The 12,805-nt window shown below is 40.0% G+C and carries 9 protein-coding genes and 1 other RNA gene; 6 read left to right on the top strand and 4 right to left on the bottom strand.

Annotated features, from left to right (window positions below; translation table 11 throughout):
- From B9A58_RS20135 to B9A58_RS20115, 5 genes are all read left to right on the top strand, one after another.
- The coding region (locus B9A58_RS20135; RefSeq protein WP_139794000.1) for a T9SS type B sorting domain-containing protein at positions 1-3,439 on the top strand (3,439 nt) is incomplete at its 5' end.
- A gap of 6 nt (positions 3,440-3,445) precedes the next feature.
- Positions 3,446-4,375, top strand: a complete 930-nt coding sequence (locus B9A58_RS20130; protein ID WP_084374797.1) for a PorP/SprF family type IX secretion system membrane protein — start codon at positions 3,446-3,448, stop codon at positions 4,373-4,375.
- 113 nt (positions 4,376-4,488) lie between these two features.
- A complete protein-coding gene (locus B9A58_RS20125) occupies positions 4,489-5,745 on the top strand; it encodes a M24 family metallopeptidase (RefSeq protein WP_245827123.1) in 1,257 nt (418 codons plus the stop codon).
- Positions 5,746-5,872: 127 nt separating this feature from the next.
- Positions 5,873-7,120, top strand: coding sequence for a parallel beta-helix domain-containing protein (locus B9A58_RS20120; RefSeq protein WP_084374795.1), 1,248 nt, complete (start codon positions 5,873-5,875; stop codon positions 7,118-7,120).
- Position 7,121: 1 nt separating this feature from the next.
- Positions 7,122-8,192: an SO2930 family diheme c-type cytochrome gene (locus tag B9A58_RS20115; protein WP_084374793.1), complete on the top strand. Its 1,071-nt coding sequence runs from the start codon at positions 7,122-7,124 to the stop codon at positions 8,190-8,192.
- A 1-nt stretch (position 8,193) separates the two neighbouring features.
- On the opposite strand, the gene B9A58_RS20110 is transcribed toward B9A58_RS20115, so the two are convergent.
- Together B9A58_RS20110 and B9A58_RS20105 are read right to left on the bottom strand one after the other, a co-directional pair.
- Positions 8,194-8,565 carry a DUF6768 family protein gene (locus B9A58_RS20110; RefSeq protein ID WP_084374791.1) on the bottom strand — a complete coding sequence of 124 codons (372 nt, stop codon included), beginning with the start codon at positions 8,563-8,565 and terminating at the stop codon, positions 8,194-8,196.
- Positions 8,549-9,136, bottom strand: a complete 588-nt coding sequence (locus B9A58_RS20105; protein WP_084374789.1) for an RNA polymerase sigma factor — start codon at positions 9,134-9,136, stop codon at positions 8,549-8,551. The genes B9A58_RS20110 and B9A58_RS20105 overlap by 17 nt, the downstream gene beginning before the upstream one ends.
- Positions 9,137-9,303: 167 nt before the next feature.
- On the opposite strand from B9A58_RS20105, the gene ssrA reads away from it, so the two are divergent.
- Positions 9,304-9,699: a transfer-messenger RNA gene (gene ssrA / locus B9A58_RS20100) on the top strand.
- A gap of 48 nt (positions 9,700-9,747) precedes the next feature.
- On the opposite strand, the gene B9A58_RS20095 is transcribed toward ssrA, so the two are convergent.
- Positions 9,748-11,544 (bottom strand): M2 family metallopeptidase, encoded by a 1,797-nt coding sequence (locus B9A58_RS20095; protein ID WP_084374787.1) that lies wholly within the window; start codon positions 11,542-11,544, stop codon positions 9,748-9,750.
- A gap of 138 nt (positions 11,545-11,682) precedes the next feature.
- A complete protein-coding gene (locus B9A58_RS20090; protein WP_084374785.1) occupies positions 11,683-12,756 on the bottom strand; it encodes a hypothetical protein in 1,074 nt (357 codons plus the stop codon).
- Between the last annotated feature and the right edge of the window lie 49 nt (positions 12,757-12,805).

Genomic DNA, 12,805 nt, shown 5'->3' with positions numbered 1-12,805 from the left:
TTGTGTGTCGCCGGGTACTAACATTGGTAACGGTGACTTGACCGTTCAAATCTCTGGTGGTGCCGCTGTAGGCAATTATACCTTCAGATGGTTCAGGGGTACTGACGTAACCGATACCGACAGCGAAATCACTGGTACTGCGTTCACCAACACCGATCAGGGATCGGCCGTGATCACTGGTGGGGACGATGAAACCATCTCTGACCTGTCTCCTGGACAGTACACCGTACTGGTCACCGACAATGATGCAGATGACACCGATGATGGTTGTTTCTCTACCACCACTTTCACCATCACTAATGTGCCAGCTTCACCAACACTTGATGAAGCTAATATTGGTACTAATATTGTACACGTCGATGATTGTGGTGGAGCTAATGGATCAATCACTATTACTGACGCTGACGTAACTTCTGGCGACGTCAATGATTATGACTTTACCTGGTATTCTAATAATCCATTAACAGACCTCGGTGTAGCAACGACAACTGCTTCATTGACTGGTCTTGAGCCAGGTTTGTATTATGTGAAAGCAACTGACCAAAGTACAGGTTGTAATACTGGTCAAGTAGCATTTGAAGTGGAAGATCAATCTGAAGCTCCTGAAGTTACAGTTACTGTGAATACAGTGGATACAAGTTGTGACTCAGATGCGAATGAAGGCAATGGTGCTTTAGATTGGGAAATCACCAATGATGATGGTGGAAACTATTCATATCAGTGGTACGCGGGAACAACTGTTGCTACCGGAACCATGCTTACAGATGCAGGTAGTATTACTGGATCTTCAGGTGCTGCAAGTACTACAACTAGCGGCACTCTATCTGGAATAGATGGAGGAGCATACATTATTGTTGTAACTGATGAAAGCAACCCGAGTAATACATGTAGCACTGAAGCTACTCTATTGAATGGAGGTGAAGCTGATCTATTAGATGAAGATATTGCTGAATATGAAATTGTAGCTTCAACTATTGTTGCCAATACGTTCTGCGGAAGTGGAAGCGGTTCTTTTGAGGTGACGGATATTGAAATTGATGGAGTTTCTTCTGGTGTAGCTGGCTTCGATTTCAGCTATACAAAAGCAGATGGAAGTGCTCACAACGGAACACAAACGGGAACTGATCCGCTAATCGAGGACTTAGAGCCTGGTGTGTATGAAGTGACCTTTACCCATACTGCAACACAATGTGAGGGTGCAACTATTGATTTTGAAATTGAAGATGATTCGAGTACGCCTACAATCTCATTTACTTTGGATCAAGCTGATCAGTATTGTACTGGTGGAAATGGTGAATTGACCATAGCAGCAACAGATGCAACCAGTATTGCTAATGGTGTAACCTACCTCTGGGGTGATGGAGAAACGACTGCTCAAATTACCGGTCTCGAACAAGATACATATACTGTCACGGTCACTGATGCTGTAACTGGCTGCTCTACTACAGACAGTTATGTAGTACCTTTTGATCCAATAGATATATTAATAGATGTCACAAATGATGTAGTCATAACACCTACAACTGAGTGTAGCACTAACGTAAATGGTAGTATTGAGATCACTGCCATTTCTCCAGATAATGTAACTGATTACAACTATACTTTACATACAGGCACTTATGTATCTGGTGGTGGAGCAGCTGCTGGTTCTACTGGCTTGTTCGAAAATCTGGCTGCAGATACCTACTATGTGGAGGCTACAAGTACACTCTCTGGTTGTACCTCTAAAGTCTTCGAATTCATCGTAGAAGATGAGAGCACTCCTCCAGTGGTAGCACTCACAGCTTTCTCTTTACAAGGAAACTGTGATCCTACCATACCTAATGGTTCATTAACTGTAACAGCAGATGGGTCGTCTAGTTTAACGGATTATAGCTTTGATTGGACCAGTGCTTCAGGTACACCTGGACCAGGTACAGATCCAACTTATTCAGGACTGGCCGCGGGCACATACACTGTAGAAGTTCAAGATCTAAACACCTTGTGTATATCTACTGAAGAGTATGGTATGGTTGATGACCCTACAAATATTATGATACTCAACAATACCTTATCAGCCAATGAAAACTGTGACCCAGTAGCAGCAAATGGCTCGATTACCATTGATGTAATCATTCCTGAAACAGGTACTTTCGAGTACTACTTGTTTGAAGGCGAGCAATCAGGTGCTACTCCAAATCCTAGTAATCAACTCACTAGCAATACAGGTAATACACTAGAGGAAGGCGATTATACTATCTTAGTTAGGAACACAGACACCGGCTGTGATTCAGACCCTCATTTCGTGGAAGTACTTTCTGATAGAGATGATATGCAAATGACATTGATTGAAGATCATGCACTTACGAAATGTGACTTTGTGAATGTTCTTCCTGATGGTCAGGCCACAATAGTTCCTGCACCTCAAAGTGCTTCGAGATATACTGTCTACTGGCATGATGGTCCAAGTTTAGCTGATGTGGTGATTGATTCTGCCTATACAGTAGATAACCTTATGGCTGACACCTATACCATTGAAATGATAGATCGAATTACTGGCTGTACCATTGAAGATCAGATTACTATTAGCACTGATATAGAAATTGTACCTGAGCCTTTAGTTGAACTTATTAATGATGAAACCAACTGTATCACTCCAAATGGAGCGATTACAGCTTCTATCAATGAAAGTGTTGCTGGCTATACATTTGAATGGCAAGACGATCAAGGGGTCACTATAAGTTCGAGTTTTAGTGCATCTGGACTGGTAGCAGGTACTTATTCGGTAAGAGCTACTGACCTCACTTCAGAATGTGTATCTGAAGCAGCCAGTATTGCAGTTCAAGAAGACAAGAACAATCCTGTATTTACTGTTGGGACTACCGAATCCAATTGTTCTGAATTAGAATTTGGCTCTGAATCAGAATATGTCGGCAATGGAGAAGCAGTACTCAATTTCACTGGATCATTTAGTATAGAAAAACAGTACTGGGCCAATGCCACAGGAATTGGCGAAAATGATCCAATCGACCCAGATGATGAGAGCAGCGTTATTAGTACCAATGAGCAAATGAGCGGTTTGAGTCCTGGAGACTACAAGGTTCTGGTTATTGATGATCAGGATTGTTCATACCAAGCTGCCTTCTCAATAGATGCCGATATTGAAATATTTAATGGCGTATCCGACAATGGTGATGGCAAGAATGACTACTTTAGAATCTCTTGTGCAACTAGATTTGAAAACAATAGTCTCAAAATCTACACTAGATCTGGTACCTTGGTATATGAAACATCAGGTTATGAAGACGATTCTAATGGCAATGTATTCACAGGTAAGAGAAATACAGGCCTAGGTGGTGGAAATAATGGTTTGCCATCTGGAACTTATTTCTATATTTTTGACAAGGGAGACGGAAAAGATGGAGATGTTTACCAAGGATATTTAGAATTGGTCAGATAATAATAAATGAAACTGATAAAAGGAATTTTGATAGGTGTATTGGTGTGTGTGTGTCAGCTGGTTTCAGCTCAGCAACGCCCAGTATTTTCTACCTATCCCTACAACGGTCTAGCACTTAACCCTGCGTATGCTGGTAGTTTGAATATGTTTTCAGCTATTCTGACTAACAGAAATCAATGGGTAAATATAGATGGAGCACCTGTCTATCAATCGCTTACTGCACACACTACGCTGAGAGAAAAAAATGTAGGAGTTGGGTTGAATGTAGTTCGCGATGCAGTAGGCGTACATGAGCAATATAGTGTGTATGGTAGCTTTGCTTATAAAATTAGAATGAGCAAAGGCATACTCGCCATGGGTCTTCAGGGAGGATTTGATCAAAGAACCTCTAATCTGGATCGAGTAAATGTCATCAGTCAGGACGATCCCTTATTTGTATTTTCAAAGACGTTCAATCCGAACTTTGGAATGGGAATTTATTTTGCGAACAGAGATTATTTCATTGGAGCCTCTATTCCATACTTTTTAACACCAGATGTGATAGAAGGGTCTGGAGATGGAGCTATTGCATCAGAAGGAAAGGCATCTAGATATTATTATATCAATGCTGGTTTTGTGAAAGACATGAGCAGAAACTTAAAAATAAGCCCCTCAATTTTATTGAGACTTCAAGATGATGCACCAGTTGCTTTTGATATTAACTTAAATTTTATCATCAATGAAATCATCTATGCAGGAGTCTCCTATCGATATCAGGATTCATTCTCTCTGATGACTCAATTGGTACTAAATGAAAATTTTAGAATTGGATATGCTTATGATATTCCAATTGGAAGTCTGGGTACCTATACAGCTGGTTCGCATGAGATATTTCTTAACTATCGAATACCACTCAAATTCAGCAAGAAGGACGGGCTTTGCCCAGTTTATTTCTAATGAAATTGATCCCGCTTTTAGCGGGATTTTTTATGACCATTCATCAAGATTCCAATCAACTTCACTCTTAAAATTACTAAATTGAAAGTAGTTTAACCATTGACTATAACAGAGTGAATAGAAGAAAATTTATTGAAAACAGTGCTTTGGCTGGATCAGGATTGGCAATTATGGGTGCGTCATCTTGTACCACTGAAAACCTGGATGCCAACAAAATGAATATCCAACCATTCACGGCTGGAATTGATTTTATTAATGCAGAGGATAGAACTCAGCGCGTTGAGAAGGCTTCTCTACTGATGCAGCAAAATGGTATTGATGCCATTTTTATTGAGTCAGGGACTTCCTTAGATTATTTTACAGGGATCAAATGGTGGCCAAGCGAACGGCTAACAGGTGTTTTAATTTTTTCTGATGGCGTACTCCAATATGTTGGGCCAACCTTTGAAAAAGAACGTTTGGAAGAAATGATTTCGCTCGATGGTGAGGTGGCCAGTTGGGACGAGCATGAAAGTCCTTATGAATTAGTTGCCAAACTCTTTAAAAGTAAACATGGTGCCACTGGTACATTAGGTATGGAAGAAAATGTCAGATTTTTTCAATCAGACGGCATATCCTCCTATTTAACACAGGCAACCATCATAAATGCCAAACCCATAACTGCAGGGTGCAGAATGATCAAGACCCCCAAGGAATTGGCTCTGATGAAAAAAGCCAATGCAATTACACTTGAAGCCTATCGAATTGGGTTTTCACAAATGAAGGAAGGGATATCTCAATATGATCTGAGTGCTATAGTGGCTGAGGCCAGTACGGCTCTTGGTGCTACAGAAGCTGGATGGGCAGGTGCTATGTTTGGAGAATATACAGCTTTCCCTCATGGAAGCAAAACAGCACAGCAGCTCAAAGAAGGTGATTTGGTACTTATTGATGGTGGGTGCAAACTGGGTGGCTATCAGGCTGACATAACTAGAACAACCATTTTTGGGAAGCCTACGCAGCGTCAGCGAGATATTTGGGACATTGTAAAAGAAGCACAGACAGCTGTATATGAACAAGCCAAAGCCGGCGTTCCATGTGAACAATTAGACGCTACAGCTAGAGCAGTGGTAAACAAGCATGGCTTTGGTTATGGGTATGAAAATTTCTTTCATCGGGTAGGACATGGTATAGGCATGGACTTTCATGAATGGGAATACTTAGTAAAAGGGAACTCCACCCCTATGCAACCTGGCATGTGCTTCTCAAATGAACCTGGGATATATATCTATGGAGAATTTGGCGTTAGATTGGAAGACTGCTTTTACATTACTGAAAATGGCTACGAAGCGTTCACTCCACAAAGCCCGTCTATAGCCAATCCAATTTAGCAACTGCTTCATAAGTGTCATCACTAGTATTTGAACGAAATGATTATTTGTTCAAATACTAGTGTATTCATTTCATATTCAGGCAATTAATTGTTTAATTAGAAGTAAACTAACATCAACTCAAGTTATGAAATTCATTGGTTATTGTGCCCTCCTGCTTCTATTTGCTTCTTGCTCAGAAACTTTGGAATACAATCCTGAAAGGAACTTTTCGGATCAACAAAAATCTATTCTTACCTCCTTCATTCTGGCAAAAGACAGTTCTACCATTGACCTTCCAGAAGGTCATTTCAAATTTGACAAGAGCCTCATATTAGAAGGTAGGATCCATGTTACTATCAAGGGACAAGGTAAGGACAAAACCATACTTTCTTTCAAAGATCAATCGCAAGGTGCTGAAGGAATTCGTGTGGCCAATTGTGAAAATATTACGCTTCGTGATTTCACAATTGAAGATGCAGCTGGCGACAACATCAAAGTAACTGACACTGAGGGTATTTTATTAGAAGATTTGATTATTGGATGGACGGGAAAGGTAGACTCTACCAATGGAGCATACGGCCTTTATCCTGTGCTCTGTAAAAATGTCACCATTCGAAGTTGTACTGTATTTGGCGCAAGTGATGCAGGTATTTATGTTGGGCAATCAGACACTGTGCTAATTGAAAACAACACCACTTATTGGAACGTGGCTGGAATTGAGAGCGAAAATTCAAAGGAAGTTATTATTAGAAATAACACCTCTTATGAAAATACGGGTGGTATTCTAGTTTTTGACTTACCTGGACTTACTCAATATGGAAGAAACATAGATGTATACAACAACAATGTCTATGAAAATAATACACCCAATTTTGCTCCACCAGGTAATATGGTTGGCGTAACCCCTCCAGGAACAGGAATTTTGGTATTGGCCACTACAGGCGTTCAAATTCATGACAATATCATTCGAAACAATAAGACGATAGGTGTGGGTATGGTTAGTTATGCCCTATTAGAAGCCATGGGTGGTGAGGAAAACACAGGTGGTGGTGGTAGTCGTGAAGAGCTTGAAAGGCAAAATGAACTAGACATCAATTACGATCCATTTGTTGGTGACATAAAAGTCTATAATAACACCTATGAAAACACCTATCTCCTTCCCTATTTGGGCAATGATTTTGGCAAACTGTTTCTTCTAAAATTTGGCACGAACTTGCCACATGTGGCTTGGGACGGTTTGCAATCACCTAATTATTTTTTGGCAGATGGGAGTATTAATCCTAATTATGCCATTTGCGTGCAGGAAGCAGAAGGAATCAAATCAGTCAATCTTGATGCCGCCAACGAATTTGAAGGGTTAGAAGAAAATCCAGCCATATTCAATTGCAACTGATATGAAAACATTCATTACTGGGCTGTTTTTTTTAGCCTTTGTTTCTTGCCAAGAAAACAGGAAACAAAAAGTAGAAATACCTGTACCAAAAGGTAGCGACCAAACGATTTCAGAGCAAGTACAGTATGCATCATTGGGACTCACCAAACTTTCAGATTACAAGTTTTTCCTAGGGAAGTTATCCGACTTGACTCCAACAGAAAATGTGCTGCCCTATGATTTGAATACACCTTTGTTTTCAGATTATGCCAAGAAGAGACGTTTCATTTATTTACCAAAAGGTGAAAAAATAGGCTATCGCGAAAATGAGGTGCTGGACTTCCCAGTTGGCACAATCCTTATCAAAAATTTCTACTATGGAGCCACACAACTCAATTCAGCTTCTGACAAAATACTAGAAACGCGATTATTGATTCACAACAAGAGTGGATGGACCGCTCTACCTTATATCTGGAATACAGATCAAACAGAAGCTTATTTGGAAATTACTGGAGGCAAAATACCTGTCAATTTGACCAATAAAGGAAGGATTGATTATAACATTCCAGACATGAATCAGTGCAAAAGCTGTCATGACAAAGGAGGGAAAATGACACCCATAGGCCCAACTGCCCGTCAGCTCAATCGAATATATGAAATGGATTCAACGAGCCTGAATCAACTTACCAAAATGGTCGACAAAGGCTGGTTAAATTTGCCCAAAAGTGAAACGCCCAAACTTGCCGAGTGGAATAATCCTGAAACAGGATCTTTGAATAATCGTGCCAGAGCTTATTTAGATATCAATTGTGCACATTGCCACAATGACCAGGGTCCAGCCAAGAATAGCGGATTGAACCTTACCATATTTGAATCGGATCCCTATCGCCTGGGAGTAAACAAAAAGCCTGTAGCAGCAGGGAGAGGCTCTGCTAATTTCAAGTACGGCATAGTACCTGGAGAGCCAGAATCGTCCATCTTAGTCCATCGCATGCAAACTACTGAACCGGGTACCATGATGCCCGAACTGGGACGTACCATCCCTCATGAGGAAGGGATTGCACTTATCAAAGAGTGGATAGAAAATATGTGATCTACTCTTTGTGAGCTACCAACAGCTGCAACCTTTTGATTTCTCTAAGGATAGCATTGCGCTGCATCTGATTCCAATTCCAGAGTTTCAGCATACTAGGGATCAACATAGAACCAATCAGACCCAGACTCCAGCGTATCAAAGCATTGGTATTTTCTACTTCTATCACCTTCAAAAGGCAAACAACAGACAAGGCTATGAATACGAGTGAAATAAATACATTGCCAATCGTCCACCACTTCATTTTCCCTTCAAATAATCCTCCAATCATTTCAAATGGCGATTGTTCTTTTAAATCCTCATAAAAGGCAGCTTCTTCATTAGAAAGCGCTGTTTTTATCATTTCATCGATTTCTTCATTCTGATTTTTCATGATTCTTTGGTTTTAATAATTTCTTTAATTTTTCACGTGCGTGAAACAGTCTTGATTTTACAGTTCCTTTTGGAATGCACAAAATACCAGCTATGGACTCAATAGAATTAGATTCTAAATAGTAGAGAACTAAGATCAATTTACTATCTGCATTTAGCTCCTCCAGTGTCTTTTCTAGAGCGCTTATAGCACCCTCATCAAAACCTGAAGCAGCATCAGAATAAGCAGCAGAACTAATATCATCAGTTTGATCAACTCCATTGATGTATTCTTTTTGGTTGACTCTTTCTTTTTGATGTTTGCGTACCCAATCAATAGATCTACGATCTACTATAGTCCGTATCCAGGCACTGAATTTATTTACATCCTTCAACTTAGCCAGATTGACAACCAACCATTGCCAAACATCCTGTACAATATCTTCGGACTGTGTCCAATCATTAGTCCTGATAAAGGATTGATACAGCAGTTTTTTATGCCATTTCGTCACCAGTTGTTGAAAAGCTACATGATCTCCCTGTTGTGCTTTTAGCACCAGCCATTCGTCCAGTATATTTGATTTTTCACGCATGGTCAATAGGAAGTCGTATGCTTTACCAAAAGGTTCAATTCATTGGAAAGTTTTCTATACCTCCATCAATTTATAAAATCTAACATCTCACCTGATCATATTCTCGTATAATCCACTAAGTTTGCAACCGCAAAAAGTGAAGAACTTCTTGTCGTTCATTGATGTATGGGGTCGACCGGTTTTGACAGTAAGTGTGGATATTGTACTTGCATGTCGGGTGTTGAGTAAGCACACGTGATCAATTTACTCATATTCTATTTGGCGAATCTAATTACGCCATGGCTGCTTAATTTTTGCTGATAGCAAAAATTATTAATCCCGATTAAGAATCGGGACAGACACATCCCTCCATGCTTTTGTCTTATGAGCAGGATCAAGGGGTGTCACCCAGTAAGACTAGCCTGAGGCGAAGTTGCTAACCAATGGCGAAGCTAAAGTAACTGGTAGGAAAAGTGGGTTGTTGAACGCCAGCTCTCCTACGAGATCCTAAGTTTCAACTATGCATGTAGACGGTCCAATATGACCTTATCTGGACGAGGGTTCGATTCCCTCCGACTCCACAAACAAAAAAGCTATGAAATTCATAGCTTTTTTGTTTGTTGTCCAAGGACTTATATTGGCATTTCCCCAAGCGTATGCTCTCTGCCTTGATTTTGTTGCTGCAAGTAGCCCATTAAAGGCTCGAAATACTTTAACATGGCTTTGGCACTAATTTCTTCACCTGTATTGTCTTTCATAAGTTTTCTCCAGTCCTCTGTAGCACCTTTAGACAGGATGTTTCGCAAAAAGGCACCTGCTTTCTTCGAGCCATAGTAGTTGGTAGCTCGTGGATCTTGCTTCAATATATTTCCTGCTATATGATTATGCAATTGAAATAATATCACGGTAGACAAGCTATAGTCGTAATACTGAGCTGGATCATTGTTGATATGAGTTTTTGATGCCGCATCGCAATATTCTTCTCCTCTTTCTGACGGAGGGACAATACCTTGATACTTCTTCTTCAACTCCCACCACTTTTGATTGTATAGGTCTCTCGGCAGTGCTTCTGCATATAGGCTATTCTCAAATTGGGTCATCACGCCCGAGCCCCAGGGCATAACTACTACCATATCCAAAGCTTCTTTAAGCAATGCTTGCATTTCGTCTGTCTCGACCCCTTCCTCGATCAATCCTAGTCCTTCCAAAAATGGTTTCTGCATAGCAGCCAGCCCCATTTGAGAGCCCACTCCCTCGTGAAATGCTCTATTGGCACCTCCTCTTAATAAAGGTGGAACATTTGGATTGGTATATTCCATATAGTAGTAGATATGTCCTAATTCATGATGCGTGGTTTCATACCATCTGGCATTTGGCGTGACACTCATCAAGCTTCTTACATCCTGTTGTAAATCCATGTGCCAAGCCGAAGCATGGTTGTTCTTTTTATAGTCCGCTCCTTCAGGCAAAGGGTATAAACTTGACTTATCGTAAAAACTTTGAGGAAGTGGTTCAAAACCCATGCTTACATAAAACTGCTCAGCTTGTTTTACCAGCCACTCTGAACCTTTTTCTTCCAAAATAGCATCCAAATCTATACCTTCTACTTCTACCATGGCGGACCAACTTTGCCCCCATCTATTAGGCAGCCAATGTGCAGGTAGCATGTCAGGAACACTTTGCCCATACTTACTCGCTAATTCATATCTCGCATAGGTATGCAATTCACGATACAAAGGCCAGATGTCCTTTACCAGCTGCTCGCATAACTCTAGCATTTCAGCTCTTGTCATTCCGTAATCTGATACTTGATAAGTAAAATAGTCTTCGTACTCCAAAGCTTGTACTGTCTGATTTCTTAGACCCACCAAATTTTCCAGACCATCCTTCAGACCTATGCCTACCTCCTTACTTGTATTCCAGGCTATTAGCCTTTCATCAAGGTTGTCACTTGTTTTGAGTATCTCATCAATTTCATTTGTACTTACAGATTCTCCATCAATCTGAAAATCATACCCAAATAATGCTGCATTCTGAGCTGCATCAGCTTTAATTTTTTCTTTTACCAAGTCAGATACAGTACCTGGATTGGATGCTGCGCCATACAAAATAGCCTCCAGCTGTTTGATTTGAATAGCTGTAAGTACTTCTTTATCCTGCAGGAACTTAGTTGCCTGTTCGATATTTTCTGCACTACCCGTAAATGCTGCATAGGCACCACCTGCTTGAGATACTTTGTGCGAAGCCAAGGTATCACCATCTATAATTTTGGTATTTGCTTCCCACTCTGCTTCACTATATTCAGCATAAAGTTTAAGATATCGTTCGGTATAAGTGTTGAGAAATTGGTCTACTTGTGAGACCTTCGTTTCTGTATTTGTTTTACAGCCAACTGTGGCCATAAGTAACAAGAAAGCTATTTTTTTCATACGTTTTTTGGATCAATTAAAAGCTAAAATACTGAAGCCCATTGGAAGTTCCTAATGGAGAAAACCTACAAAAAGTAAAGGGGAAACAATAGACTATTGTTTCCCCTTTATTTCCATAGCATGCTACATATCGCGATACTACTCCCCTTCTAACTCAAGGATAAAATCTTCAAGTTCGGAAATCACTGGTGCTAGCAATTCTTCTAAAAGTTCTTTTGAACCATCACTATATTTAACGTATGCCACTGTTTCCCAATCAGTTTCTTCGAATACGATATCTCCAATTTTTGTACCTCCATCATATATAGCTAGGTCAACAAAGTCGTTGATATCAAAGGATTCACTTTCTCCATCTATTTTTGAAATATCTAATTTACCCTTCAGGGATATATCTCGATAATATAACTCGCCATTAATTATTTGGACTATTTCCTTGTCTGGGGATGCAAAAGATACATCGATTGTCGCTCCCATAATCTTATCTCCTGAGTTTCTCATGCTGTAAGCAACTGAAGAACTAGTAGCTGCATCATCTGAAAAACTCACGGAGAATTCAAATGGAGTTAAAGTCAAGCTAATCTCGGCTGAGCTAGGCATACCATCTTCATTATATGCTGCATTGAAATCCAGGATAACCAAAGTCTCTCCATCAACAGAAAGGTCTGCATTAATAGTAGCAGGTTCATAACTCACCCAACCAGCATAACTGTCTTCAACAGCTACATCTGCATAGGCCGTTAGATTCAAAGTTGCATTGTTGGTAGTAGACTCAGCCGTTGGGAAATTCAATTGGACTTTATCACCACCCTGTTCGGTCTGAATGAATTTTTGTTGATCAAAATTGTAATCATAAACACCCACTTCATTCTCGAAAATAAATCGATCATCTTCTTCTCTTATTCCTGCAGAAGCGGGAATGAAAATGGTATTCAATTTCTTAATTCTTTGAGCAATGATCTTTTTAGAGTTCTTATCTGTATTAATTCTACCACTAAAGGGGTCTGATTCAGAAACCAAATCCAGCAATTGAGTCAAGGCATCTACACCTTGAGTATTGACCATCTGAACCAGATCTGCTTCCATTTCATCGGCCACTTTATCCATACTAGCTTTCGCTTCTTCAGGAGTTGCCACATCTTCTTTTTTGTCATCAGTACAAGAAAATATTACAAGAGCTATCGCAAATAATAGGGTTGATTTTATTGTTTTCATCTTTTCAAATAGGTTATAGGATTTTATCAAATTCAAGACAACAATTTTC

Origin of the sequence: Reichenbachiella faecimaris (assembly GCF_900176375.1) — a bacterium.
GTDB lineage: Bacteria > Bacteroidota > Bacteroidia > Cytophagales > Cyclobacteriaceae > Reichenbachiella > Reichenbachiella faecimaris.
This window is presented reverse-complemented; position numbering and strand designations above follow the sequence as displayed.

Bases quoted from the DNA above. Each gene is read 5' to 3' on its own strand.
- B9A58_RS20130 (WP_084374797.1), top strand. From the start codon at position 3,446: ATGAAACTGATAAAAGGAATTTTGATAGGTGTATTGGTGTGTGTGTGT.
- B9A58_RS20120 (WP_084374795.1), top strand. From the start codon at position 5,873: ATGAAATTCATTGGTTATTGTGCCCTCCTGCTTCTATTTGCTTCTTGC.
- B9A58_RS20115 (WP_084374793.1), top strand. From the start codon at position 7,122: ATGAAAACATTCATTACTGGGCTGTTTTTTTTAGCCTTTGTTTCTTGC.
- B9A58_RS20110 (WP_084374791.1), bottom strand. From the start codon at position 8,565: ATGAAAAATCAGAATGAAGAAATCGATGAAATGATAAAAACAGCGCTT.
- B9A58_RS20105 (WP_084374789.1), bottom strand. From the start codon at position 9,136: ATGCGTGAAAAATCAAATATACTGGACGAATGGCTGGTGCTAAAAGCA.
- B9A58_RS20095 (WP_084374787.1), bottom strand. From the start codon at position 11,544: ATGAAAAAAATAGCTTTCTTGTTACTTATGGCCACAGTTGGCTGTAAA.
- B9A58_RS20090 (WP_084374785.1), bottom strand. From the start codon at position 12,756: ATGAAAACAATAAAATCAACCCTATTATTTGCGATAGCTCTTGTAATA.